Source organism: Aquamicrobium soli (assembly GCF_042646345.1).
GTDB lineage: Bacteria > Pseudomonadota > Alphaproteobacteria > Rhizobiales > Rhizobiaceae > Mesorhizobium > Mesorhizobium soli_A.
Map to the genome: position 1 here is coordinate 124699 of NZ_JBHRTK010000022.1, position 22370 is coordinate 147068.

Sequence of the window (22370 nt, forward strand, 5' to 3'; positions counted from 1 at the left end):
ATGACGATCGTAAAGCGCATCGGGCGCATTCTGTTCTATGGCGTGGTGCTGGTCCTGTTCGCGGCTGCCGGCGCGCTCATCGTGCTGACCAAGACCGAGCGCGGCCGCGAGAATCTCGCCGGTCTCGTCTCGACGCTGGGCTCGTCCGAGTCGAGCAAGGTCAAGGTCGGCGGCATCGACGGGATATGGGGCGGCAACCTCACGGTCGACCACGTCGTGCTCGAGGACAGGCAGGGGCCATGGCTGGTGCTGCGCGAGGTGGCCGTCGACTGGTCGCCGCTGGCGCTGCTGTCGAAGCGCTTCAGCGCCGAGCGTGTTGCCATCGGGCGCATCGAACTGGCGCGGCTGCCGGTTGCCGACCCGGATGCGAAGCCGAAGAACAGCGAGGGCACGACGACGCTTCCGCTATCGGTCGATATCGACCGGATCGACCTGCCGCAGATCGCGCTCGGCCCGGCGCTGGCCGGGGCGGGCGTCGCCGAGCTTGCGGCCAAGGCTTCGGTCCACGCCAAGGCCTCCCCGCTGGACATCGAGACGGTGCTCACCGTCGCCCGCAACGACGGCAGGGCCGGCAGCGTCGATGCGACGGTCAATTTCGCGCCCGCCGACAACCGGCTCGATCTCGACGTCAAGGCGTCGGAGCCGGCGGGCGGCGTCATCGCCAACTTTTTGAAGCTGCCGGATACGCCGCCGGTCGACATCACGCTCACGGGCAGCGGCCCGCTGGCCGACTGGAGCGGCAAGGGCACCTTCGCGGTGGACGGCAAGGTCGTCACGCAACTGGCGGCGCGCCACCAGTTGACCGACAAGGGCAACCGCATCGAAGCCAGCGGCAGCGGCGATTTTGCGCGCTTCGTGCCGGCAAGGGTGAAGCCGCTGCTTGCCGGCACGGTGACCTTCGACCTCGCCGGAACCGCGACCGAGACCGGCGGCGTGGAAATCGAGCGGGCGCAGGTGGACAGCGACGCGCTGCGCGGCACCGCCACCGGCACCGTCAATCCGCAGGGCGCGAGCGACTTCGCGCTGGAGTTCAAGTCGGCCGGGCCGACGCTGCCGCTGTCGCTGGGTAGCGAGGAAAGCCCGATCGACCTCGAGCTGAGGTCGGCGTCGCTGCGTGCCTTCGGCGAGGGCCGGGCGCCGGCGGTGGATATCGCCGCCTCGCTCGCCAAGGTTTCCACCAATGTCACCAAGGTCGACAACATCCAGCTGGCGCTGCATTCCGACGCCTTCGACATCGAAAGCCGCAGCGGCCCGATCTCGGGCGAGGTGAGCGCCGACAGGCTGGGGCTGGACAATCCGACCGTCGCGCCGCTGATCGCCGGCCGCATCGTCGCCAAGGTCGCGGGCGACCTTACCAAGGACACGATCACGGTCGGCAGCGGCTCTATCACCAGCGATGCGCTGAAGGGAGGCTTCGACGGCAAGGTCTCGCTGGCCGACGGCTCCATCGAACTCAACGTCAAAGCCGATGCCGCTTCGGCTGCGCTGCCGGCCGCCGCACGGCCGGTGCTCGGCGAGCGCACCGTGCTGTCGGTCTCGCTCAAGCGCGACAGCAACGGCAATGTCACGGCCGAGGGGCTGGACCTCGCCGGCGGCGCGCTGTCGGCCAAGGGCAGCGGCAGCTTCATCGACGGGCAGATCAGCGCCGACCTGAAGGGCGGGGTAACGGATGTCTCGCTGCTGTCGAAGGACGCCAAGGGGGCGATCGGTTTCGCGCTGTCGGCAAAAGGAGCCCCGGCGATGCCGGACGTGGCGCTTTCGCTGGGCAGCGACAAGCTCGTCGTGGCCGGGCGCGACATCACCGGGCTGAAACTTTCCGCCGAAGGCAAGGCCGACATGGCCAACCCCGCCGCCAAGCTGACGCTGGCCGGCGACGTTGCCGGGCAGGCGCTTTCGGGCGGCGCAGAGCTCGCGACCAGCGAAGGCCAGCGCTCGATTAAGGGCCTGTCGCTGGCGCTCGGCCAGAACAAGATCGCCGGCGACCTGCTGCTGGACGACGCCTTTACCCCGGAGGGGACGATTTCTATCGACCTGCCGGACATCGGGCCGCTGGCGGCCCTGGCGCTGGAGAAAGCCGAAGGCGACGTGAAGGGCACGATCCGTTTTTCCAAGAAGGACGGCACGCCCGATGTCGCGCTCGACGTCGCGACGGCAATGCTCAGGCGCGGCGATCTTTCGGCGAAGAACGTTTCCATCAATGCGCTGGTCGCCGACTATCTCAAGGCGCCGGTCATCTCCGGCATGATCAAGGCCGATGGCGTCAATTCGGGCGGCACGGTCGTCAGCGGCATCGCCATCGACCTCAAGCGCGAAGGCGAATGGACCGGCTTTTCCGGCGGCGCGACCGTCAAGGACATTCCGGCAAGCGCTGCCGGCCGGGTGAAGGTGGCGAACGGCACCACCACGGTGGAACTGGGCTCGGGGCAGGCGACCATGCGCGGCCTCAAGGCGACGATCGCGGCCCCGTCCACCATCACCATCGCCAACGGCATCACCACCATCGGCAAGCTGGTCATCGGCCTCGGCGGCGGCACGGCAACGGTTTCCGGCACAGCCGGGCAGACGCTCGGCATCGATGCGGTGCTGGCGAATGTGCCGCTGTCGCTGGCCAATGCGTTTTCGCCGGGCTTGCAGGCGGGCGGCACGGTGTCGGGCACCGCCAAGGTCACCGGGGCGGCGGCCGATCCGAAAGTCGCCTTCGACATCAAGGCGGCGGGTGTCGGGGTCGCGCAGACCCGCGACGCCGGCTTCGGCGGCATCGGCATTGCGGCCGACGGCAGCTTTGCCGGCAAGAAGCTCAGCTTCAAATCCAGCATCAGCGAGGGTTCCGGGCTGGCGCTGAAGGGCGGCGGCTCGGTGACGCTGGCCGGCACGCCCGACCTGGCGCTGGATTTTTCCGGCCCGGTGCCGTTTGCTTTCCTGTCGCGCAAGCTGGCGGAGCAGGGGCTGTCGCTGTCGGGCACCGCCAATGTCAATGTGCAGGTGCGCGGACCGGCCAGCAAGCCGGCGATCACCGGGACGGTCACGTCTTCCGGCGCGCGCTTCATCGACGCGGGCACCGGCATCGCCATCAACGACATCGCGCTCGATGTCGGCATGGCCGGCAACGTCGCGCGCATCAACCGGCTGACCGGCAAGCTGTCGACCGGCGGCACGCTGACCGTCGGCGGCACCGTCGGCCTGGACGCCGCGCAGGGCATGCCCGCCGATCTTTCGATCAAGCTCGCCGACGGTCGCTACACGGATGGCCGCGTCGTCACCGCCAACCTTGCCGGCGACCTGACGGTAAAGGGCCCGATCGCCTCGGCCCCGGTTGTGGCCGGCACGATCAATCTCGGCAGGACCGTGATCACCGTGCCGGAGAAGCTGCCGGGCTCGCTGTCGGCGCTCGGCGTCAAGCACAAGAACGCGCCGGCGGCGGTGCGCGAACAGGACCGGGCGCTGAAGCCGGCCGCGAGCAGCGGCGGCGGTGGCAGCGGCGGCCTTTCGCTCGACATAACGGTCAATGCGCCGAGCCAGATCTTCGTCCAGGGGCGAGGTGTCGACGCCGAACTCGGCGGCAACCTGCGCCTTACCGGCCCGACCTCGTCGCCGCAGGCCGTCGGCGCCTTCACGCTGAAGCGCGGGCGGCTCGAAATCCTCGGCAAGCGGCTGACCTTCACCGAAGGCACGCTGACCTTCTCCGGCTCGCTGGTGCCCTATATCAACCTCGTCGCGCAATCGAGCGCCAGCGACGCGACGGTGACGATCACCGTGTCCGGCGAGGCGACCGATCCCAAGTTCACCTTCTCCTCGGTGCCGTCTTTGCCGGAGGACGAGGTGCTGGCGCGGCTGATCTTCGGCCGTTCCATGTCCAACCTGTCGCCCCTGCAGATCGCGCAACTGGCGGAAGCGGCGGCGCAACTCGCCGGCGTCGGTGGTTCGACGTCGCTGCTGCAGAACCTCAGGAGCGCCATCGGCGTCGACGACCTGGACGTGACGACGGACGACCAGGGCGGCACCGCCGTTTCGGCCGGCAAGTACCTCAACGACCGCACTTACCTGTCGCTGCAGAAGGGCGAGAAGCCCGGTTCCGGCAAGGCGCGCATCGATCTCGACGTCGGCAAGGGCGTGAAGCTGCGCGGCGAGGCGTCGGAGACGGGCGAGGCCAAGGGCGGCATTTTCTACGAACGGGAATATTGAGGCGCCCGGCGGCGCCAGCCGCCGTCTTGTCCCCCGCGAATCTGCCAGATGGCGGAGCCCGCTCGGCGCCGGATGCGCGCGAAATCGTTAGCGAACGTGCGTTTCTAACAGATTTGCGCCAGAATTGTCGCATTCGCGCAAACCGTCGTCCCCACGACATTGCACATTTCACCACAAATTCCTGATCTCGCTTCTTTGACAACGGGGGCTGGATACGGAATGCTAACGGGCGAAAAGCCGAACAATGGGAGAGTGAGGAATGACCCTTTTCAAGAGCAACGGCGATCGTGTTCCGGCGGTTATCGAGAAACTGGCCGAAAGCGCGAAGGCGGGCGAAATGGACCGCCGCGAATTCCTGGCCATGGCGAGCGTCATGGGCGCTTCCACGGCGATGGCCTACGGCATGATCGGGCTGGCCGCGCCGACGCCGGCGCATGCCGAGGAAACCCCGGTCAAGGGCGGCGTGCTGCGCTGCGCCATGCCGGTCAAGGCGCAGAAGGACCCGCGCAGCTACGACTGGTCGGAACTGGCCAACTGCACGCGCACCTTCCTTGAGCCGCTGGTGAAGTACACGCCGCAATACACGTTCGAGCCGATGCTGCTCGAAAGCTGGGACGTGAACGACGACGCGACCGAATACACGCTGCATGTGCGCAAGGGCGTGACCTGGAACAACGGCGACGAGTTCAACGCCGACGACGTCATGTTCAACCTCATTCGCTGGTGCGACAAGTCGGCCGAGGGCAACTCGATGGCCGCTCGCATGGGCGGCATGGTCGACCAGAAGACCGGCAAGGCGGCCGAAGGCGCCATCACCAAGGTCGACGACTACACCATCAAGCTGAAGCTCCCTTCCTCCGATATCTCCATCATCCCGAATTTCGCCGACTATCCCGGCCTCGTCCTGCATCGTGACTTCGAAAAGAACGGCTCCGACATCGTCAAGAACCCGATCGGCACCGGCGCTTTCGAACTGGTTTCCTACGACGTCGGCTCCAAGGTCGTGGTCAAGCGGCGCGAGAACGGCAAGTGGTGGGGCGGCGAGGCCTATCTCGACGGCGTCGAGTTCATCGACTACGGCAACGACTTCAACGCCTATGTGAACGCCTTCGAATCGCGCGAAATCGATACCTGCCACCAGACGATGGCGGATTTCATCGACATTCTCGACGGCATGGGGCTGGTGAAATCGGAGTCCAAGACCGCTACGACGATCACCTGCCGCACGAACATCAACCACAAGCCCTACGACGACCAGAAGGTGCGTAACGCCTTGCAGATGGCGGTGGACAACGCCACCGTGCTGCAACTCGGCTACAACAATCTGGGTTCGGTGGCCGAGAACCACCATGTCAGCCCGATCCACCCCGAATATTACGAACTGCCGAAGAAGGGCCGCGACATCGAGGGCGCCAAGAAGCTCATGGAAGAAGCCGGCCAGATGAACTTCGAGCACGAGCTGATCACTGTGGACGAGGACTGGCACAAGAACACCGGCGATGCGATCGCCGCGCAGCTTCGCGAGGTTGGCTTCAAGGTCAAGCGCACCGTGCTTCCGGGCGCGACGTTCTGGAACGACTGGACGAAGTATCCGTATTCGACCACCAACTGGAACATGCGTCCGCTGGGCGTCCAGGTGCTGGCCCTCGGCTACACCTCCGGTGCCGCGTGGAACGAATCCGCCTATGCCAATCCGGAGTTCGACAAGAAGCTCAACGAAGCGCTGGCCATCGCCGACCCGGAAAAGCGCAAGGAAGTCATGAAGGACGTCGAGCAGATCCTGCAGGACTCCGGCGTCATCATCCAGCCGTTCTGGCTGTCGTTGTTCAATCACTCGACAAAGCAGGTGAAGAACAACCCGATGCATCCCACCATGGAAGACAATTACGAGCGGACCTGGATCGATCCGAACGCCTGATCGGTTGCCGCCGGCCGGGGACGGGGAGCCATGAGGCCACCCGTCCCCGGTGGTCTCATGAGCGTCGGGCCGAAAGACTGACTGCCCTATCCTGATACCCCGATGCTCACCCGGAACTGGCGGAGCGTTCCCGTGCGATCCAACCGTTGCATGGCGCTCTGGACTTTTGTTCGAGCACGATCTTTTCTGAAATCCGGTTCCCGTTTTTCGGGATCATGCTCTGACGACCAACCCAACGCCTCGAGGAGGGGCCCAGGTGATATCGTTCATAGCCCGGCGGCTGGCGACCATGGTCTTCACCATGATCTGCCTGACACTTGTCGTCTTCTATCTCGTCAATCTGGAACCCAACCTGAAGAAGCTCGCGCTGGCGCAGACCAACAGCCGCGCCACCCAGGCCGAAGTCGATAGCTGGCTGGTGCGCAACGGCTACCGCGAGCCGTTCCTGAAGCAATACGGGCAATGGATAGGCGTGTGGCCGAGCCAGCCCGGCCGCAACGAGGCGGGCGAGCCGCAACCGCGCTTCAACTACTGCGACGAATCCCTGGAGCCGAAGCTGTCGGGCGTGCTGCAAGGCAATTTCGGCTGCTCGACCAAGTTCAGGACGACGGTTGCCAAGAAACTGTTTCCGGCGCTGGAGGCGACCGGCATCCTGATGTTCTTCGTGCTCCTGGTGATGGTGCCGGTGTCGCTGCTGATTGGGATATTGGCCGGCATGCGGGAGGGCTCGCGCACCGACCGGGTACTATCGGTCGCCTCGATCGCGTCCACGGCGACGCCCGAATATGTCTCGGGCGTGATTTTCACGGTGATCTTCGCAAGTTGGCTCGGCTGGCTCAACGGCTCGGCGGCGAGCGCGACCTTCGACGGCATCACCTTCACCAATTTCACGCTGCCGGTGATCACGCTGGCGATCTACGGCATCGGCTATATCGCGCGCATGACGCGCGCCTCTATGGTCGAGGTGATGACGCAGCAATATATCCGCACTGCGCGCCTCAAGGGCCTCAGTTTCCCGACGGTCGTCATCAAGCACGCGCTGCGCAACGCGCTGATTGCGCCGTTCACCGTCATCATGCTGCAATTCCCGTGGCTGCTCACCGGCGTTGTCGTCGTCGAGGTGATGTTCCGCTACCAGGGGTTCGGCTACACGCTGGTGGAGGCCGCCGGCAACAACGACATCGACCTCTTGCTCGGCTGCTCGCTGGTGTCGGTGTTCATCGTCCTGATCACGCAACTCATCTCGGACGTGGGATATGCCTATCTCAACCCGCGCATCCGGGTTCAGTAGAGGGAAGAGGCGATGCAGACCACCTACCTCGATGCCTGGCAGATCGTCTTCAACGTCGTGGCGCGGTTCTGGCCGGTGTGGCTGGCGCTCGTCCTCGTGATGGGAGCGAGCTTCGCGACCCGGAAAAGGCTCGGCCTCTATGGCCAGTTGTACGACAGCGGCGTCGGCGTTGCCGGCGTCGGCATCTGCCTGTTCTGGCTGTTCACGGCGATCTTTTCCTCGACCATCGCGCCGTTCGACCCGCTGGGCCAGCTTCCGGTGATGAAGGATGCGCTGCCGGGCGCGGTCGAGCCGCAGTCGGGCCTCGCCTATCTGTTCGGCGGCGACAAGCTGGCCCGCGATATCTTTTCACGCATGGTCTACGGCAGCCAGATCGTGCTGATCATCGCGCCGGCCGCCACCGGCTTCGCGCTGATGGTGGGCATCACGCTCGGCCTGCCGGCCGGCTACTATGGCGGCAAGATCGATGCGGTGCTGTCGTTCCTGGCGAACCTCGTGCTGGCTTTCCCGGTCATCCTCTTGTTCTACCTGCTGGTCACGCCCGGGATCATGGAAACGCCCATTCCCTACGGCATGGCGGGCGTCTTCTTCCTGTTCCCGATCATCTTCTTCTGCGTCCTGTTCTGGACGCGCTACAAGAAGCGGCCGGACCGCATCTACTGGCTGATGGCGCTGACGCTGGTGCTTGGCGGCTGGGTCTATGCCGGGCTGGTGTTCAACGCCGATCCGCTTCACATCATCCGCATGTCGCCGAACCAGCTCAACATCTTCGTGGCGGTGGTGTTTGCCTCCTCGCCCGGCGTGTTCCGCATCGTGCGCGGCCTTACCATGGACATCAAGACGCGCGATTATGTGGCCGCGGCGCAGACACGCGGCGAGAGCCCCTGGTACATCATGCTGTGGGAAATCCTGCCCAACGCACGCGGGCCGCTGATCGTCGATGCCTGCCTGCGCATCGGCTACACCACGATCCTGCTCGGTACGCTGGGCTATTTCGGCCTCGGCCTGGCGCCGGAAAGCCCGGACTGGGGCACCGCCATCAAGGACGCCAGCCGGCTGTTGCGCCAGTTCATCCATCCGGCCCTGCCGCCGACGATCGCGCTGATGTCGTTCGTGCTGGGGCTGAACCTGCTCGCCGATGCGCTGCGTGAGCAGTCGATGAAGGACTGAGGAGTTTTCGCCATGAACGAAACCGTCAAAGCCGAAGCCACCGCGAACGCCCAGCCGATCATCGAGATCGAGAACCTGTCGATCTCGTTTTTCACCCGCAAGGGCGAGATCCCGGCGGTGATGGATTTTTCCTGCACCGTCATGCCCGGCGAGGCGATGGGCATCGTCGGGGAGAGCGGCTGCGGCAAGTCGACGGTGTCGCTCGGTATCATGCGCGACTTGTCCAATATCGGCAAGATCGTCGGCGGGCGGATCAAATTCCAGGGCAAGGACATGGGCGAGATGTCCGAGGAGGAGCTTCGCTCCATCCGCGGCAACAAGATCGCCATGATCTACCAGGAGCCGATGGCGAGCCTCAACCCGGCCATGAAGGTCGGCAAGCAGTTGATGGAAGTGCCGCTGATCCACGACAAGGTCTCGAAGGAGGAGGCCTACAATCGCGCGCTGGAAATGGTGCGGGCGGTGAAGCTGCCCGACCCCGAGCGCATGATGCGCTCCTTCCCGCACCAGCTTTCGGGCGGCCAGCAGCAGCGCATCGTCATCGCCATGGCGCTGTTGTCGAAGCCGGCGCTGCTTTTGCTGGACGAACCGACGACGGCGCTCGACGTGACGGTGGAGGCCGGCATCGTCGAGCTGGTCAAGGGGCTGGGCGAGCGCTTCGGCACCTCGATGATCTTCGTGTCGCACAATCTCGGGCTGATCCTGGAGACATGCGACAGGATCACCGTGATGTACTCGGGCGAGGCGGTGGAAACCGGCCGCATCGAGGACGTGTTCGACCGCATGCGCCACCCTTATACGCAGGGGCTGTTCCGCTCGATCCCGCTGCCCGGCGCCGACAAGAACTCGCGGCCGCTGATCGCCATCCCCGGCCAGTTGCCGCTGCCCCACGAACGGCCAAAAGGCTGCAATTTCGGCCCTCGCTGCCAGCATTTCGTCGAGGGCGTGTGCAACGCCGCCGAGATTCCGATGATCCCGGTCGAGGGGCACGAGGGGCATTTCTCGCGCTGCGTGCGCTTCAACGAGATCGACTGGAACGAACTGCCGGCGGGGGCCGGCAAGGAAACGGAGAAGGTCGTTCCGGGCAAGCCGGTGCTGGAGATCGACGATCTCAAGAAATACTACAAGGTCGGCGGCAGCGAGGTGTTCGGCGGTGGCGATGGCCGAGTGGTCAAGGCCAACGAAACGATCTCGTTTACCGCCCGCGAATCCGAGACGGTCGCCATCGTCGGCGAGTCCGGCTGCGGGAAGTCGACGCTGGCGAAGGTGCTGCTCGGCCTCGAGACGGCAAGCTCCGGCAGCGTCAAGCTCGACGGCAGGGATATCCAGTCGACCGGTGTCGAGAAACGCGACGTCGACACCGTCTCCTCTATCCAGATGGTGTTCCAGAACCCGTTCGACACGCTGAACCCCAGCCATACCGTCGGCTCGCAGATCATCCGCACGCTGGAAAAATTCCATGTCGGCAACAACCCGGCGGAGCGACGCCAGCGCATGCTGGAACTGCTCGACCTGGTGAAGCTGCCACGCGCCTTCGAGACGCGCAAGCCGCGCCAGCTTTCGGGCGGGCAGAAGCAGCGCATCGGCGTCGCGCGCGCCTTTGCCGGCGAGGCGAGGGTGGTGGTCGCCGACGAGCCGGTCTCGGCGCTCGACGTGTCGGTGCAGGCGGCGGTCACCGAATTGCTGATGGACATCCAGCGGCGCAACAAGACGACGCTTCTGTTCATCAGCCACGACCTGTCGGTGGTGCGCTATATCGCCGACCGGGTGGTGGTGATGTATCTCGGCTATATCGTCGAGCAGGGGACGACCGACCAGATATTCTCGCCGCCCTACCACCCCTATACGGAGGCGCTTCTGTCGGCGATCCCGATTGCAGACACCTCGGTGGTGAAGAAACATATCGTCCTCGAAGGCGACATTCCCTCGGCCATGAACCCGCCGAGCGGCTGCCCGTTCCAGACGCGCTGCCGCTACAAGCATCTCGTGCCCGGCAACAGATGCGAAACCGAAGTGCCGCCATCGAAGGACCTCGGTGGGGGTCACATGAGCCGGTGCTGGCTGTCGGACGAGGAACTGGCGAAGATGGGGCCGGTGATCAGCTTCGACAGGGACGCCAAGGGCCGCGACGATGCGCCGTCGGACCCCGAGCGCCGCACAGGGCCGGGCTTCGGCGTCGACGTACCGCGGCGGCCGCGCGGCAAGACGGGAACGGTCGACCTCTCCGACGACGCCGATGCCGAAGAGGAGGCAGACGGCGAGGCCCGCATGGCGCGCAGCCAAGGTGCCGCGCGCCGGCCGAAAAGCCGCTCGGTCCAGGTCGGCTGGGGCGAGCAATCCGACGACGCCAAGGCCCATTCGCCGTTCAGCAAGGGCAAAGGCCCGCGGAAGAACTGAGGTTTTAAGCGTCGCCCATTCGCCTGGCTGCCGGGGAGGGGCGGTGATTTCGGTCGACCTCGAATGGGGCCTACTGGCACTGCCTCAGCTGGGCTTCGTAGCGGCGGGCCATTTCGTCGGTGTCGCGGGCGTAGCGTTGCAGGCCGGCGTTGTTTTTCCAGCTACCGCGCCCGTAGGCCGTCCAGCCGGAATAATAGGCGAGGTAAAGGTTGTAGGTGTCGTTCCGGGCCACGCCGAAGGTATCGGCGGTCTTGCGGTGGTACCAGCCGACGAAATCGACCGCATCGGCGAAGCTGGTGCGGCGCGCGGTGAAGTTGCCGCTCTCGCGCTTGTACTGCGCCCAGGTGCCGTCCAGCGCCTGCGAGAAGCCGGTGGCGCTCGACGGCCGCTTCCACGGGATGAAGCCGAGCAGCGTGGTGCGCGGCGGCTTGGCGTTCGCCTTGAAGCCGGATTCCTTGCGCACCGTCGCCATCAGCACGTGAACGGGGACGCCGTATTTGGCTTCCGCGCGCTTTGCCGCCGCCTGCCAGTTGTCCATCCACCCGTCGCGCTGGTCGAAGACGGCGCAGATGTCGTTGATGTGCCGCGGCGCGGTGGCGCAGGCCGACAGCGCAAGCAGGGAAAGGACCGGAACAATTTTACTAAAACGCGACGCAACCATCGCCGGTGCAATAGGCCAAAAACATAAAGGGAATCTTGCCCCCGTTCTTAACTATTGGGGCGGACGGCCTGATGCTCCTGGAGCGGTCAATCCTTGTCGTTGTGCCGGAGCTTATTCCGCCCGCGCAAAACCGAAGGGATCAGGCGCGGCGGTTGTCGAGCGCAAAGGCGCCGGGCCCGGCAAACACGAGGTAGAGGAAGATGAAGCAGAATGAGATTGCGGCGTCGCCGCCGTTGTTGACCGGGAAAAAGTCGCGCGGCATGTGCGCCGTGAAATAGGCGATGGCCATTTCGCCGCTGAGAAGCAGTGCAACGGGTCTGGTGAAAAGACCCAGGGCCAGGAGAATGCCTCCCGCGAATTCGAGAATTCCGGCGCCGAGGGAGAGGCTGTCCAGCGCGCCGGCATGCGTGCCGGCCGGGAAGTCGAACAATTTCTGGCTGCCGTGCTCGACGAACTGCAGCGCCGTCATGATACGCAGCGCTGCCAGTGCGAAGGGCTGATAGCGTCCGAGAAAATCAAAAGCCTTCATGCATGGCTCCGTGGCGTGCCCATGCGGGGAAATAGTGTCGTGCAGCGCGAAACTCTCCCGCTCGCGCTTTCAATCCTTCGTGAGCGGGGAGGGGGCTGAGGCCGCGCCCTGACGACCTTGATCAGCGCTTCGGGGCGACCAGCGCGAAATGGGCGCCTTGCGGGTCCTGGCACTGGATGATCCAGCTTCCGCCGGGAACCTCCACCGGCTCCACGGTCACCGTGCCGCCGCCGTCGGTAACGCGCCCTGCCGCGGCGTCGATCGCCTCGACGTTGAAATAGAACTGCCAAGCCGGCACCGGCAGGTGCGGCGGCTTGTTCATGATGCCGCCGGTCGGTTCGCCGTCGACGGCGAAGATTTGGTAGATGCCCATCACCCCCATGTCGACGTCCCGGTGCTGCGTCCAGCCGAACTGGCCGGCGTAGAAGTCGAAGGCCTTTTCCCGGTCGGCGGCGTAGAGTTCGTGCCAGCCGACATGGCCGGGCGTCGTCATCGGCATTGGCGGCTGGTCCTCGCCGTTTGGCTGCAGGAGCATGAACAGCGCGCCTTGCGGGTCGGCGACCACGGCGAAGCGGCCGACATCGGGAATATCGGCCGGCTCGCGGCGGACGCTGCCGCCGGCCTCGACGATGCGTTGCGTCGCGGCGTCCACGTCCCGGGTATGGATATAGCCGACCCAGGCCGGCGCCATGCCCATGCGGGCAGCCTCGTCGGGCATGGCCATCAGTCCGCCGACGCCCCGCTCGCCGGCCTTCACCACCGTGTAGCGGGGCATGCCGTCCGCGGTTTCGAACGCTTCCGCGGTCCAGCCGACGACCTTAGTGTAGAACCTTTCGGCGGCGTCGATGTCGCTTGTCAGCAATTCGTACCAGAAGAACGATGTCGCATTGTCAGGCATGGCAATTCCTCGGCGCGTTCGTTTCAGGAGCACCACCCACCGCGGCAACCGATAAGGACGACAGCAAGCGGGCAAGATTGTGTTGCGAGCCCGAAGCAAAGCGAAAACATGATAAAATCGATCATATTTTTACGGTGCGATTTCAGGGAGTTACCCGGAAAATTGACCAATTGATAAAAAAATAAAACGTGCTAGCCTGCCTGAAAAATATAACGACAAATGCGGGAACCCTGATGGCACTCAGTCTTTTCAAGGATGGTATTGCCGGCGGCAGGCTGTCGTCCGAGCAGTACGACGAGAACTTCTCCGACCTGCATGCGCCGCTCGACGACCATGAGGCGCTGGTCGAGGCGGATCGTTGCTATTTCTGCTACGATGCGCCGTGCATGCATGCCTGCCCGACTTCCATCGACATTCCGATGTTCATCCGGCAGATCGCCACCGGCAATCCGATCGGCTCGGCCAAGACCATCTTCGACCAGAACATCCTGGGCGGCATGTGCGCCCGCGTCTGCCCGACCGAGACGCTGTGCGAGGAGGCCTGCGTGCGCGAGGCGGCGGAAGGCAAGCCGGTCCAGATCGGCCGCCTGCAACGCTACGCCACCGACACGGCGATGGAGGAAGGCAAGCAGTTCTATACGCGCGCGGCGCCGACCGGCAAAAGGATCGCCGTGGTCGGGGCAGGGCCGGCAGGCCTCGCGGCCGCGCATCGGCTGGCGCGCTACGGCCATGCGGTGACCGTCCTTGAGGCGAAGGAAAAGCCCGGCGGCCTCAACGAATACGGCATCGCCGCCTACAAGAGCACCGACGATTTCGCCCAGGCCGAAGTCGACTACGTGACCGCCATCGGCGGCATCGATATCGAGAACGGCAAGGCGCTCGGCCGCGACTTCCAGCTCTCCGACCTGACCCGCGACTATGACGCGGTGTTCCTCGGCATGGGGCTTGGCGGCATCAACGCGCTGTCTGCCGAGGGCGAGGACGCCGCGGGCGTCGCCAACGCGGTGGAGTTCATCGCGGAGCTTAGGCAGACGAGCGACCTTGCCAGCCTGCCGGTCGGGCGACGCGTCGTCGTCATCGGCGGCGGCATGACCGCGATCGATGCTGCCGTGCAGTCGAAGCTGCTCGGCGCCGAAGAGGTGACGATCTGCTACCGGCGAGGGCAGGAGCACATGAACGCCTCCGGTTTCGAGCAGGATCTGGCCGCCGCCAACGGCGTCACCATCCGCCACTGGTTGCAGCCGAAGCGGGTGATCGCCGAGGATGGCAAGGTTCGTGCCATCGAACTGGAATATACTGCTCTATTGGACGGCAAGCTCGCCGGCACCGGCGAGACGCTGACGCTGGCCGCGGACCAAGTGTTCAAGGCGATCGGCCAGACCTTCGTTCCGGCCGCCCTCAACGGCAGCGGCGCTGCGATCGAACTGGAAGGCGGGCGCATCAAGGTCGACGGCGAGGGCCGCACCTCGCTGGCCAAGGTGTGGGCCGGCGGCGATTGCGTGCGCGCAGGCGAGGACCTGACCGTCACTTCCGTGGCGCAGGGCCGCGACGCCGCCGAAAGCATCAACCGCGCGCTGGCCGAGTAGCGCCATGGGTGTCGAACTCAATGGCGGCTGCTACTGCGGGGCCTTGCGCTACCGCATTACGGCCGCGCCCCTGCGCAAGGGCCAGTGCCATTGCCGCCCCTGCCAGCATTTTTCGGGCGGCGGGCCGAACTATTTCATGGTCATTCCCGCAGACGGCTTTGCCTATACCCGCGGGGAGCCGAAAACCTTTCGCCGCAGCGACCTGGAAAGCCCACGCACGCGCGAGTTTTGCGGCAGCTGTGGCACGCACCTCCTGTCGCAGCGGCCGGGCATGGCGCATCCGATCGTCAAGGCCGGGACGCTTGACGACCCCAATGCCTTTGGCGGGCCGGAGTTTGCGATGTTCTGTGAGGAAAAGGCGGTCTTCCACCTGATCCCCCAAGGCATTCCAGCCTTCGACAAGATGCCCGAGGCAAGCCGGTGACGGTGCGGCGCAGCGCCCTACTTATTTGTCTCGCCAATGGCGGGAGCCTGAACCACGAACGTTGTGAATAGCGGGCCGGCAGGCCGCGAAGCCAAAGGACGAAACCCATGGCAGACATCCGCAACAATTTCATTGGCATCAAAAGCCCGAACCCGTTCTGGCTGGCTTCCGCGCCGCCGACCGACAAGGCCTACAACGTCGTCCGCGCCTTCAAGGCCGGATGGGGCGGCGTGGTGTGGAAGACGCTGGGCGAGGAAGGCCCGCCGGTCGTCAACGTCAACGGGCCGCGCTACGGCGCGATCTGGGGCGCGGACCGCCGCCTGCTCGGCCTCAACAACATCGAACTGATCACCGATCGCGACCTGCAGACCAATCTGCGCGAGATGAAGCAGGTCAAGATGGAGTGGCCGGACCGGGCGCTCATCGCCTCGATCATGGTGCCCTGCGTGGAGGAAAGCTGGAAGGCGATCCTGCCGCTGGTGGAGGAAACGGGCGCTGACGGCATCGAACTGAACTTCGGCTGCCCGCACGGCATGAGCGAGCGTGGCATGGGGGCGGCCGTCGGCCAGGTGCCGGAATATATCGAAATGGTGGTGCGCTGGTGCAAGCAGTACACGCGCATGCCGGTCATCACCAAGCTGACGCCCAATGTCACCGACATCCGCAAGCCGGCGCGGGCGGCGCATGCCGGCGGCACGGACGCGGTGTCGCTGATCAATACGGTGAACTCGATCACCTCCGTCAACCTCGACACGTTCTCGCCGGAGCCATCGATCGACGGCAAGGGCTCGCATGGCGGCTATTGCGGCCCGGCGGTCAAGCCGATGGCGCTGCACATGGTGGCCGAGATCGCCCGCGACTCCGAGACGCGCGGCCTGCCGATCTCCGGCATCGGCGGCGTCACCACCTGGCGCGACGCGGCCGAATTCCTGGCGCTCGGCGCCGGCAACGTGCAGGTCTGCACGGCGGCGATGACCTACGGCTTCAAGGTCGTTCAGGAAATGATCGCCGGCCTGGAGAACTGGATGGACGAGAAGGGCCACCGTTCGCTCGACGACATCATCGGGCGGGCCACGCCCAACGTCACCGACTGGCAGTATCTCAACCTCAACTATGTCGCCAAGGCGCATATCGACCAGGACGCCTGCATCAAGTGCGGCCGTTGCCACATCGCCTGCGAGGATACCTCGCACCAGGCGATCACCTCGATGCTCGACGGCGAGCGCCACTTCGAGGTGATGGACGACGAATGCGTCGGCTGCAACCTGTGCGTCAATGTCTGCCCGGTGGACGGCTGCATCACCATGGTGCCGCTGCAAGCCGGCGCGCTCGACCAGCGGACCGGCAAGACCGTCTCGCCGGACTACGCCAACTGGACGACGCATCCCAACAATCCGACGGCGCGGCAGGCCGCGGAATAGGCTCCTCCCGGGCCAGGCGGGGTCGCTTCGAAAGGAGCGGTCCCGCCTGCGCCTGAATGGCCCTCCTTTTTCCTCTCGCGATTTTTCAGGAAGTGTCAGCAATGGCGCGGATTCATCTCTGCGACTATTGAAGACAGGAATTATCCACGATATATCTTATCCATGATTGAAAGGGTCTGAGCATGAAGCTGAGCGAAGGCGTGGAAGCCGCCATCCATTGCGCCGCGACGCTGGCGGGCGTCGAGGACGGAGCGACGATGCCGGGTTCGGCGCTGGCCGCGCAGTTCGACCTGTCGCCGAGCTATTTGTTGAAGCACCTAAACGCCATGACCGCCGCCGGCGTGCTGGAATCGGTGCCGGGGCCGGCCGGCGGTTATCGACTGGCGCGGGCGCCGGAACGCATCTCGCTGCTCGACATCGTGCTGGCGGTGGAAGGGCCGCAGCCGGCTTTCCGCTGCGGCGAGATCCGCCAACGCGGGTCGGTGAAGCTTCCGGCGTCGGCTTACGTGAAGCCGTGCGGCATCAACGTGGCCATGCTGCGGGCCGAGAAGGCCTGGCGGGCGGTGCTCGCCTCCGAAAAGCTTTCCGACATCGTGGCTGGCTTCATGAACGATGCCGACCCGCGTTCGGTCGCGGCCGCTTGCGCCTTCGTCGAGCGCTACCAGCGGCCGCAGAAATCCAGTTCCCTCAAGCGTCAAGAAAGGAAATGACCATGAAACAGAGAATGCAGTATTTCGCCAAGGCCCCGGACCTCCTGAAGCAGGTGCAGGCGCTCAACAAGGCGGTCGAGGAAAGCGGGCTCGAACATTCGCTGCTGCACCTCATCAAGCTGCGTGCCTCGCAGATCAACGGCTGCTCGTTCTGCGTCGACATGCACAGCAAGGAGGCCCTGCGCGACGGCGAGACGCTGCAGCGCGTCATCCTCGTCTCGGCGTGGAAGGAATCGCCGCTTTATTCCGAGCGCGAGCGCGCCGCTTTCGCCTATACCGAGGCGGTGACGCTGATTTCGAAGGATGGCGTTCCGGACGCGCTCTACGAGGCGACCCTGAAGCACTTTTCCGAGGAAGAACTGGTTAAGCTCACCGTCGCCATCGGCATGATCAACATGTGGAACCGGCTCAGCGTCTCGTTCCACGGCATCCACCCGGTCGAGCGCGCCAAGGCGGCCTGAACCGGTTGCGAGCGAGCGGGGGAGGCCTGCGTGCCTCTCCTGTGAATTCGGTAAAGCCCTGCATTGTCCGCTCTCCAGAAAGGGGGGCGGACAATGCGTTTTTGGGGGGCGCCTTTCGAGGTTGCCGTTCAGGCTGGACGGCGCAGCCTCACTCTTATGGCCCCGCCGGTGCCGTCCTGCTCGATCTTGCCGGTCTGTTTCAGGTTCTTGAGGAACTTGCCCTTGCCGGATATCTGCGCCGCCAGGTCAGGCGCATCCCGGCGCATGGCCGCAGCCAGCATCGACAGATGGACGAAGCCGGCCGCATCCGCGCCGTCGAGTTTGCGGATGAAGTCGACGATTTGGCTGGTCGGCGTAGTTGGGCCCTTGGCCTTCGTGGTTGCGCTGCTCGCGACGGGCGGAGCAATGGCTGGCTTGTCCGTATTTGTTTCGAGGAGGAAAAACTCGTTGAAGTTGGCGCGAAACCCGTCGTTCGCCTTGGCCTCGCCGAAGCCGTAGACCTTCTTGCCGTGCTGCCGCAGCCTTGCGGTCAATGGCGCGAAATCGCGATCGCTCGAGACCAGGCAGAAGCCATCGATCCTCTCCGAGTAAAGCAGGTCCATGGCGCGAATGGTCAGGGCGATGTCCGCGGAATTCTTATGCTTGCCTTCGGAAAGCTGGAACACCAGTTCGAGGCAGTGGTCGCGTGCCGCTTTTATCCAGCCTGGAAGGCGGTTCTCGGAAAAGTCTCCGAACACGCATCTGACGATCGGATCGCCGAGCGAGGCCACGTGCCGATTGAGCTCCGGCAGGAGCTGTGCCGGAACATTTTCTCCGTCGATCAATAGTGCGAGATTCAATGCGAATGCCTTGCCAAGTCCCAACTACCCAAGGATATCAGCAGGCACTCAACTACAGGTTTCCAAAATCGGCAGTATTCGAATTATGATTGCGGCGGCTTCAGCCCCTCGACGAACAGCCGCTCCAGGAAGCGGGCGGCGTCCTCGAAGCGATCCTCGCCGCCGCGGCCGTTGCCCAGGACGGCGCGCACCTGCACGTCGAAATCGGCATAATGCTGCGTCGTCGCCCAGATCGAGAAGATCAGGTGGTAGGGATCGGTGCGGGCGATGCGGCCGGCGCGCATCCAGCCTTCGATGATTGCGGCCTTTTCGTCGACCAGCGTTTTCAACTCACCTTCCAAAAGCGGCATGATGCGTGGCGCGCCTTGCAGGATCTCGTTGGCGAACAGCCGGCTTTCGCGCGGGAAATCGCGCGCCATTTCCAGCTTGCGGCGGATATAGGCCCTGAGTTCCGTCAGCGGGTCGCCGATATCGTCCAGTTCGCGCAGCGGCTGCAGCCAGGTATCGAGCAGCCGCTGCATCAGCGTTTCATGGATATCTTCCTTGCGATGGAAGTAGTACAAAAGGTTCGGCTTCGACATCGCCGCCTGTTCGGCGATCTGGTCGATGGTGGAGCCGCGAAAGCCGTTGGCGGAAAACACCTCCAGTGCCGCCTCGAGGATGATTTCGCGCTTTTCCCGCTGGATGCGGGTGCGGCGGGGAAGGGCTGCCTCCATGATGCGCTACGCCTTTTTCGCCAAGGTGCGGGGATCGTTCTGGACCAATTCGCTGGACCAGTTTCTCGTGGCCTGTGGAGCGCGCTTTCCGGGTTGCATATGCGCTACTTAATCCCTTGACCGCCGCCACGGCGGTGCTAACGTTTGTCCAAACGGTCAAAATTTTGCGTAGCATGAAAATGCGCCGAAGACCAAGCGTTGGCCACACGAAACAAGGTTTGGAAAGGATAGCTTGGTCATGTCTAACCGGCTCAAGGTAACGCCGAACGATCTCTCTGCATTCTGGATGCCGTTTACGGCCAATCGTCAGTTCAAGCAGGCGCCGCGCATGCTGGTCGCCGCCAAGGACATGCACTATACGGCAAGCGACGGCCGCAAGATCATGGACGGCACCGCCGGCCTGTGGTGCGTGAACGCCGGCCACTGCCGCCCCAAGATCACCGAGGCGATCCAGCAGCAGGCGGCGGAACTCGACTACGCGCCGGCCTTCCAGATGGGCCATCCGATCGTGTTCGAACTGGCCAACCGGCTGGTCGATATCGCGCCCAAGGGCATGGACCATGTCTTCTTCACCAATTCCGGTTCGGAATCGGTCGAAACCGCGCTGAAGATGGCGATCGCCTACCACCGCGCCCGCGGCGAGGGTTCGCGCACCCGCCTGATCGGCCGTGAGCGCGGCTATCACGGCGTCAATTTCGGCGGCATCTCGGTCGGCGGCATCGTCTCCAACCGCAAGATGTTCGGTACGCTGCTGACCGGCGTCGACCACATGCCGCACACGCATTTCCCGGACAAGAACTCGTTTTCGCGCGGCGTGCCGGAGCATGGCGTGGAAGTCGCCAACGAACTGGAGCGCATCATCGGCCTGCATGACGCCTCGACCATCGCGGCGGTCATCGTCGAGCCGGTCGCCGGTTCCACCGGCGTCATCCTGCCGCCGAAGGGCTATCTCAAGCGCCTGCGCGAGATCTGCGACAAGCACGGCATCCTGTTGATCTTCGACGAGGTCATCACCGGTTTCGGCCGCCTCGGCGTGCCGTTCGCCGCCGACTATTTCGGCGTCACCCCCGACATCATGACCACGGCCAAGGGCGTTTCCAACGGCGTCATTCCGATGGGCGCGGTGTTCGTGAAGAAGGAAATCCACGACGCCTTCATGAACGGCCCGGAACACATGATCGAGTTCTTCCACGGCTACACCTATTCGGGCAACCCGATCGCCTCGGCCGCCGCCCTCGCGACCCTCGACACCTACAAGGAAGAGGGCCTGCTCAACCGCGGCGAGGAACTGGCGCCGTACTGGGAGGACGCCCTGCATTCGCTCAAGGGCGAGCCGCATGTCATCGACATCCGCAATATCGGCCTCGTCGGCGCGATCGAGCTGGAATCGATCCCCGGCGCGCCGACCAAGCGGGCGTTCTCGGCCTTCATCAAGGCGTTCGAGCGCGGCCTGCTCATCCGCACCACTGGCGACATCATCGCGCTGTCGCCGCCGTTGATCATCTCCAAGGGGCAGATCGACGAAATGATGGACCATGTGCGCGAAGTTCTGCGCATGGTGGAGTAAGACGAGTGAGCCGTCCGCAAGCGACCCACGAAGTGCTTGTCGATGACGGCAAGGTCCGCGTCACGCGCTGGGACTTCGTTCCCGGCGCGGAGACCGGCTGGCATCGCCACGGCATGGATTACGTCATCACGACGATCACGCCGTGCCGGATGCTTCTGGAGGAACCCGGCGGAGGAAGCCGCCGGGTCGACATGGACGCCGGCATTGCCTACCGGCGTGATGAAGGCGTCGAACACAATGTCGTCAACGCGGCGGAGGAGCCGATGTCTTTCATGGAAATTGAACTGAAAGGCTGAACTGCCAGGGAGGAAGCATGGCCGCGCGCGGCGAGAATCTGCGAATCAATTCAGATCGCTTGTGGGATTCGCTGATGGAAATGGCGAAGATCGGCCCCGGCGTCGCCGGCGGCAACAATCGCCAGACGCTGACCGATGCCGACAAGGAAGGCCGTGAACTCTTCCAGTCCTGGTGCGACGCCGCCAGCCTGACCATCGGCGTCGACAAGATGGGCACCATGTTCGCCCGCCGCGAGGGCACCGACCCGGACGCCCTGCCGGTTTATGTCGGCAGCCACCTCGACACGCAGCCGACTGGCGGCAAGTATGACGGCGTGCTCGGCGTGCTGTCGGGCCTGGAGATCGTGCGGTCGCTGAACGACCTCGGCATCAGGACGAAACATCCGATCGTCGTCACCAACTGGACCAATGAGGAGGGGGCGCGCTTTGCCCCGGCGATGCTGGCGTCCGGCGTGTTCGCCGGCGTGATCCCGTTCGACTACGCCTATGGCCGCCAGGACCTCGAGGGCAAGACCTTCGGTGACGAGCTGAAGCGCATCGGCTGGGTCGGCGACGAGGAAGTGGGCGCGCGCAAGATGCACGCCTATTTCGAGTATCACATCGAGCAGGGGCCGATCCTCGAGGCCGAGAACAAGCAGATCGGCGTCGTCACCCATTGCCAGGGCCTGTGGTGGCTGGAATTCACGCTGACCGGCAAGGAGGCCCATACCGGTTCGACGCCGATGAACATGCGCGTCAACGCCGGGCTCGCCATGGCCCGCATCTTCGAGATGGTGCAGAAGGTGGCGATGGACAACCAGCCGGGCGCCGTCGGCGGCGTCGGCCAGATGAAGTTCTCGCCCAATTCGCGCAACGTGCTGCCGGGCACGGTGGTGTTCACCGTCGACGTGCGCTCGCCCGACCGGGCGAAGCTCGACGCCATGCGGGCGCGGGTCGAGAAGGAGGCCGTGCCGATCTGCGAGGAACTCGGCGTCGGATGCTCGATCGAGGTGGTCGGCCATTTCGACCCGGTGACCTTCGACCCGGTGCTGGTGGGGCGCGTGCGCAAGGCGGCTGAGGACCTCGGCTACAGCCACATGAACCTCATTTCCGGGGCCGGGCACGACGCCTGCTGGGCCGCCAAGGTGGCGCCCGCGACCATGGTGATGTGCCCTTGCGTCGGCGGGCTTTCGCACAACGAGGCCGAGGATATTTCCAAGGAATGGGCCGCCGCCGGCGCCGATGTTCTGTTCCATGCCGTGGTGGAGACGGCAGAAATCGTGGAGTGAACTCTATCTGTTATCGAACGCTGCTCACAAGAAGCG

At 64.6% G+C, this 22370-nt stretch carries 18 protein-coding genes; 13 read left to right on the forward strand and 5 right to left on the reverse strand.

Annotated elements, in window-relative coordinates; translation table 11 throughout:
• From ACFOHJ_RS19295 to ACFOHJ_RS19315, 5 genes are all read left to right on the forward strand, one after another.
• Positions 1 to 4182, forward strand: a complete 4182-nt coding sequence (locus tag ACFOHJ_RS19295; protein WP_378223573.1) for a translocation/assembly module TamB domain-containing protein — start codon at positions 1 to 3, stop codon at positions 4180 to 4182.
• Positions 4183 to 4441: 259 nt separating this feature from the next.
• On the forward strand, positions 4442 to 6100 hold the full coding sequence (locus tag ACFOHJ_RS19300; protein ID WP_378223575.1) for an ABC transporter substrate-binding protein: 1659 nt from the start codon (positions 4442 to 4444) through the stop codon (positions 6098 to 6100).
• Between the two features lie 256 nt (positions 6101 to 6356).
• Positions 6357 to 7391 carry an ABC transporter permease gene (locus tag ACFOHJ_RS19305; protein ID WP_378223577.1) on the forward strand — a complete coding sequence of 345 codons (1035 nt, stop codon included), beginning with the start codon at positions 6357 to 6359 and terminating at the stop codon, positions 7389 to 7391.
• A 12-nt stretch (positions 7392 to 7403) separates the two neighbouring features.
• On the forward strand, positions 7404 to 8561 hold the full coding sequence (locus ACFOHJ_RS19310; RefSeq protein ID WP_378223578.1) for an ABC transporter permease: 1158 nt from the start codon (positions 7404 to 7406) through the stop codon (positions 8559 to 8561).
• Between the two features lie 12 nt (positions 8562 to 8573).
• Positions 8574 to 10958, forward strand: a complete 2385-nt coding sequence (locus ACFOHJ_RS19315) for a dipeptide ABC transporter ATP-binding protein (protein WP_378223581.1) — start codon at positions 8574 to 8576, stop codon at positions 10956 to 10958.
• A 70-nt stretch (positions 10959 to 11028) separates the two neighbouring features.
• Here the strand turns inward: ACFOHJ_RS19315 and ACFOHJ_RS19320 are convergent, their stop codons facing one another.
• The 3 genes from ACFOHJ_RS19320 to ACFOHJ_RS19330 form a co-directional block, all read right to left on the reverse strand.
• A complete protein-coding gene (locus tag ACFOHJ_RS19320) occupies positions 11029 to 11619 on the reverse strand; it encodes a transglycosylase SLT domain-containing protein (protein ID WP_378223583.1) in 591 nt (196 codons plus the stop codon).
• 139 nt (positions 11620 to 11758) lie between these two features.
• Entirely contained in the window at positions 11759 to 12148 is a 390-nt protein-coding gene (locus ACFOHJ_RS19325; protein ID WP_378223585.1) for a DoxX family protein, read from the reverse strand.
• Between the two features lie 121 nt (positions 12149 to 12269).
• The gene (locus ACFOHJ_RS19330; protein ID WP_378223588.1) at positions 12270 to 13046 is read right to left on the reverse strand and encodes a VOC family protein; all 777 of its coding nucleotides are present in this window, start codon (positions 13044 to 13046) and stop codon (positions 12270 to 12272) included.
• 233 nt (positions 13047 to 13279) lie between these two features.
• On the opposite strand from ACFOHJ_RS19330, the gene ACFOHJ_RS19335 reads away from it, so the two are divergent.
• The 5 genes from ACFOHJ_RS19335 to ACFOHJ_RS19355 all read left to right on the forward strand — a co-directional run bounded on the left by ACFOHJ_RS19335 (position 13280) and on the right by ACFOHJ_RS19355 (position 17648).
• A complete protein-coding gene (locus ACFOHJ_RS19335) occupies positions 13280 to 14632 on the forward strand; it encodes an NAD(P)-dependent oxidoreductase (protein ID WP_378223590.1) in 1353 nt (450 codons plus the stop codon).
• A gap of 4 nt (positions 14633 to 14636) precedes the next feature.
• Positions 14637 to 15056: a GFA family protein gene (locus ACFOHJ_RS19340; protein WP_378223592.1), complete on the forward strand. Its 420-nt coding sequence runs from the start codon at positions 14637 to 14639 to the stop codon at positions 15054 to 15056.
• 107 nt (positions 15057 to 15163) lie between these two features.
• Complete coding sequence (gene preA, locus ACFOHJ_RS19345) at positions 15164 to 16477, forward strand: NAD-dependent dihydropyrimidine dehydrogenase subunit PreA (RefSeq protein ID WP_378223594.1); 1314 nt, start codon at positions 15164 to 15166, stop codon at positions 16475 to 16477.
• A gap of 182 nt (positions 16478 to 16659) precedes the next feature.
• Positions 16660 to 17187, forward strand: a complete 528-nt coding sequence (locus tag ACFOHJ_RS19350) for an RrF2 family transcriptional regulator (protein ID WP_378223596.1) — start codon at positions 16660 to 16662, stop codon at positions 17185 to 17187.
• Positions 17188 to 17189: 2 nt separating this feature from the next.
• On the forward strand, positions 17190 to 17648 hold the full coding sequence (locus ACFOHJ_RS19355; RefSeq protein ID WP_378223598.1) for a carboxymuconolactone decarboxylase family protein: 459 nt from the start codon (positions 17190 to 17192) through the stop codon (positions 17646 to 17648).
• Between the two features lie 128 nt (positions 17649 to 17776).
• On the opposite strand, the gene ACFOHJ_RS19360 is transcribed toward ACFOHJ_RS19355, so the two are convergent.
• Positions 17777 to 18511, reverse strand: coding sequence for an NYN domain-containing protein (locus tag ACFOHJ_RS19360; RefSeq protein ID WP_378223600.1), 735 nt, complete (start codon positions 18509 to 18511; stop codon positions 17777 to 17779).
• Between the two features lie 59 nt (positions 18512 to 18570).
• Positions 18571 to 19203 carry a TetR family transcriptional regulator C-terminal domain-containing protein gene (locus ACFOHJ_RS19365; RefSeq protein ID WP_378223602.1) on the reverse strand — a complete coding sequence of 211 codons (633 nt, stop codon included), beginning with the start codon at positions 19201 to 19203 and terminating at the stop codon, positions 18571 to 18573.
• Positions 19204 to 19441: 238 nt separating this feature from the next.
• Here ACFOHJ_RS19365 and ACFOHJ_RS19370 point away from each other — a divergent pair, with 238 nt between their 5' ends.
• The 3 genes from ACFOHJ_RS19370 to ACFOHJ_RS19380 are packed head-to-tail and all read left to right on the forward strand — an operon-like array spanning position 19442 to position 22334.
• Positions 19442 to 20770 (forward strand): aspartate aminotransferase family protein, encoded by a 1329-nt coding sequence (locus tag ACFOHJ_RS19370; protein ID WP_378223605.1) that lies wholly within the window; start codon positions 19442 to 19444, stop codon positions 20768 to 20770.
• Between the two features lie 5 nt (positions 20771 to 20775).
• Positions 20776 to 21066, forward strand: a complete 291-nt coding sequence (locus tag ACFOHJ_RS19375) for a cupin domain-containing protein (RefSeq protein WP_378223607.1) — start codon at positions 20776 to 20778, stop codon at positions 21064 to 21066.
• Positions 21067 to 21083: 17 nt separating this feature from the next.
• Positions 21084 to 22334 carry a Zn-dependent hydrolase gene (locus ACFOHJ_RS19380; RefSeq protein WP_378223610.1) on the forward strand — a complete coding sequence of 417 codons (1251 nt, stop codon included), beginning with the start codon at positions 21084 to 21086 and terminating at the stop codon, positions 22332 to 22334.
• Positions 22335 to 22370: the final 36 nt, after the last annotated feature.

Excerpts from the sequence above, each read along its gene's own strand:
- ACFOHJ_RS19310 (WP_378223578.1), top strand. The coding sequence starts at position 7,404 with ATGCAGACCACCTACCTCGATGCCTGGCAGATCGTCTTCAACGTCGTG.
- ACFOHJ_RS19295 (WP_378223573.1), top strand. The coding sequence starts at position 1 with ATGACGATCGTAAAGCGCATCGGGCGCATTCTGTTCTATGGCGTGGTG.
- ACFOHJ_RS19330 (WP_378223588.1), bottom strand. The coding sequence starts at position 13,046 with ATGCCTGACAATGCGACATCGTTCTTCTGGTACGAATTGCTGACAAGC.
- ACFOHJ_RS19300 (WP_378223575.1), top strand. The coding sequence starts at position 4,442 with ATGACCCTTTTCAAGAGCAACGGCGATCGTGTTCCGGCGGTTATCGAG.
- ACFOHJ_RS19380 (WP_378223610.1), top strand. The coding sequence starts at position 21,084 with ATGGCCGCGCGCGGCGAGAATCTGCGAATCAATTCAGATCGCTTGTGG.
- ACFOHJ_RS19325 (WP_378223585.1), bottom strand. The coding sequence starts at position 12,148 with ATGAAGGCTTTTGATTTTCTCGGACGCTATCAGCCCTTCGCACTGGCA.
- ACFOHJ_RS19370 (WP_378223605.1), top strand. The coding sequence starts at position 19,442 with ATGTCTAACCGGCTCAAGGTAACGCCGAACGATCTCTCTGCATTCTGG.
- ACFOHJ_RS19335 (WP_378223590.1), top strand. The coding sequence starts at position 13,280 with ATGGCACTCAGTCTTTTCAAGGATGGTATTGCCGGCGGCAGGCTGTCG.
- preA (WP_378223594.1), top strand. The coding sequence starts at position 15,164 with ATGGCAGACATCCGCAACAATTTCATTGGCATCAAAAGCCCGAACCCG.
- ACFOHJ_RS19365 (WP_378223602.1), bottom strand. The coding sequence starts at position 19,203 with ATGGAGGCAGCCCTTCCCCGCCGCACCCGCATCCAGCGGGAAAAGCGC.
- ACFOHJ_RS19340 (WP_378223592.1), top strand. The coding sequence starts at position 14,637 with ATGGGTGTCGAACTCAATGGCGGCTGCTACTGCGGGGCCTTGCGCTAC.
- ACFOHJ_RS19315 (WP_378223581.1), top strand. The coding sequence starts at position 8,574 with ATGAACGAAACCGTCAAAGCCGAAGCCACCGCGAACGCCCAGCCGATC.
- ACFOHJ_RS19320 (WP_378223583.1), bottom strand. The coding sequence starts at position 11,619 with ATGGTTGCGTCGCGTTTTAGTAAAATTGTTCCGGTCCTTTCCCTGCTT.
- ACFOHJ_RS19350 (WP_378223596.1), top strand. The coding sequence starts at position 16,660 with ATGAAGCTGAGCGAAGGCGTGGAAGCCGCCATCCATTGCGCCGCGACG.
- ACFOHJ_RS19355 (WP_378223598.1), top strand. The coding sequence starts at position 17,190 with ATGAAACAGAGAATGCAGTATTTCGCCAAGGCCCCGGACCTCCTGAAG.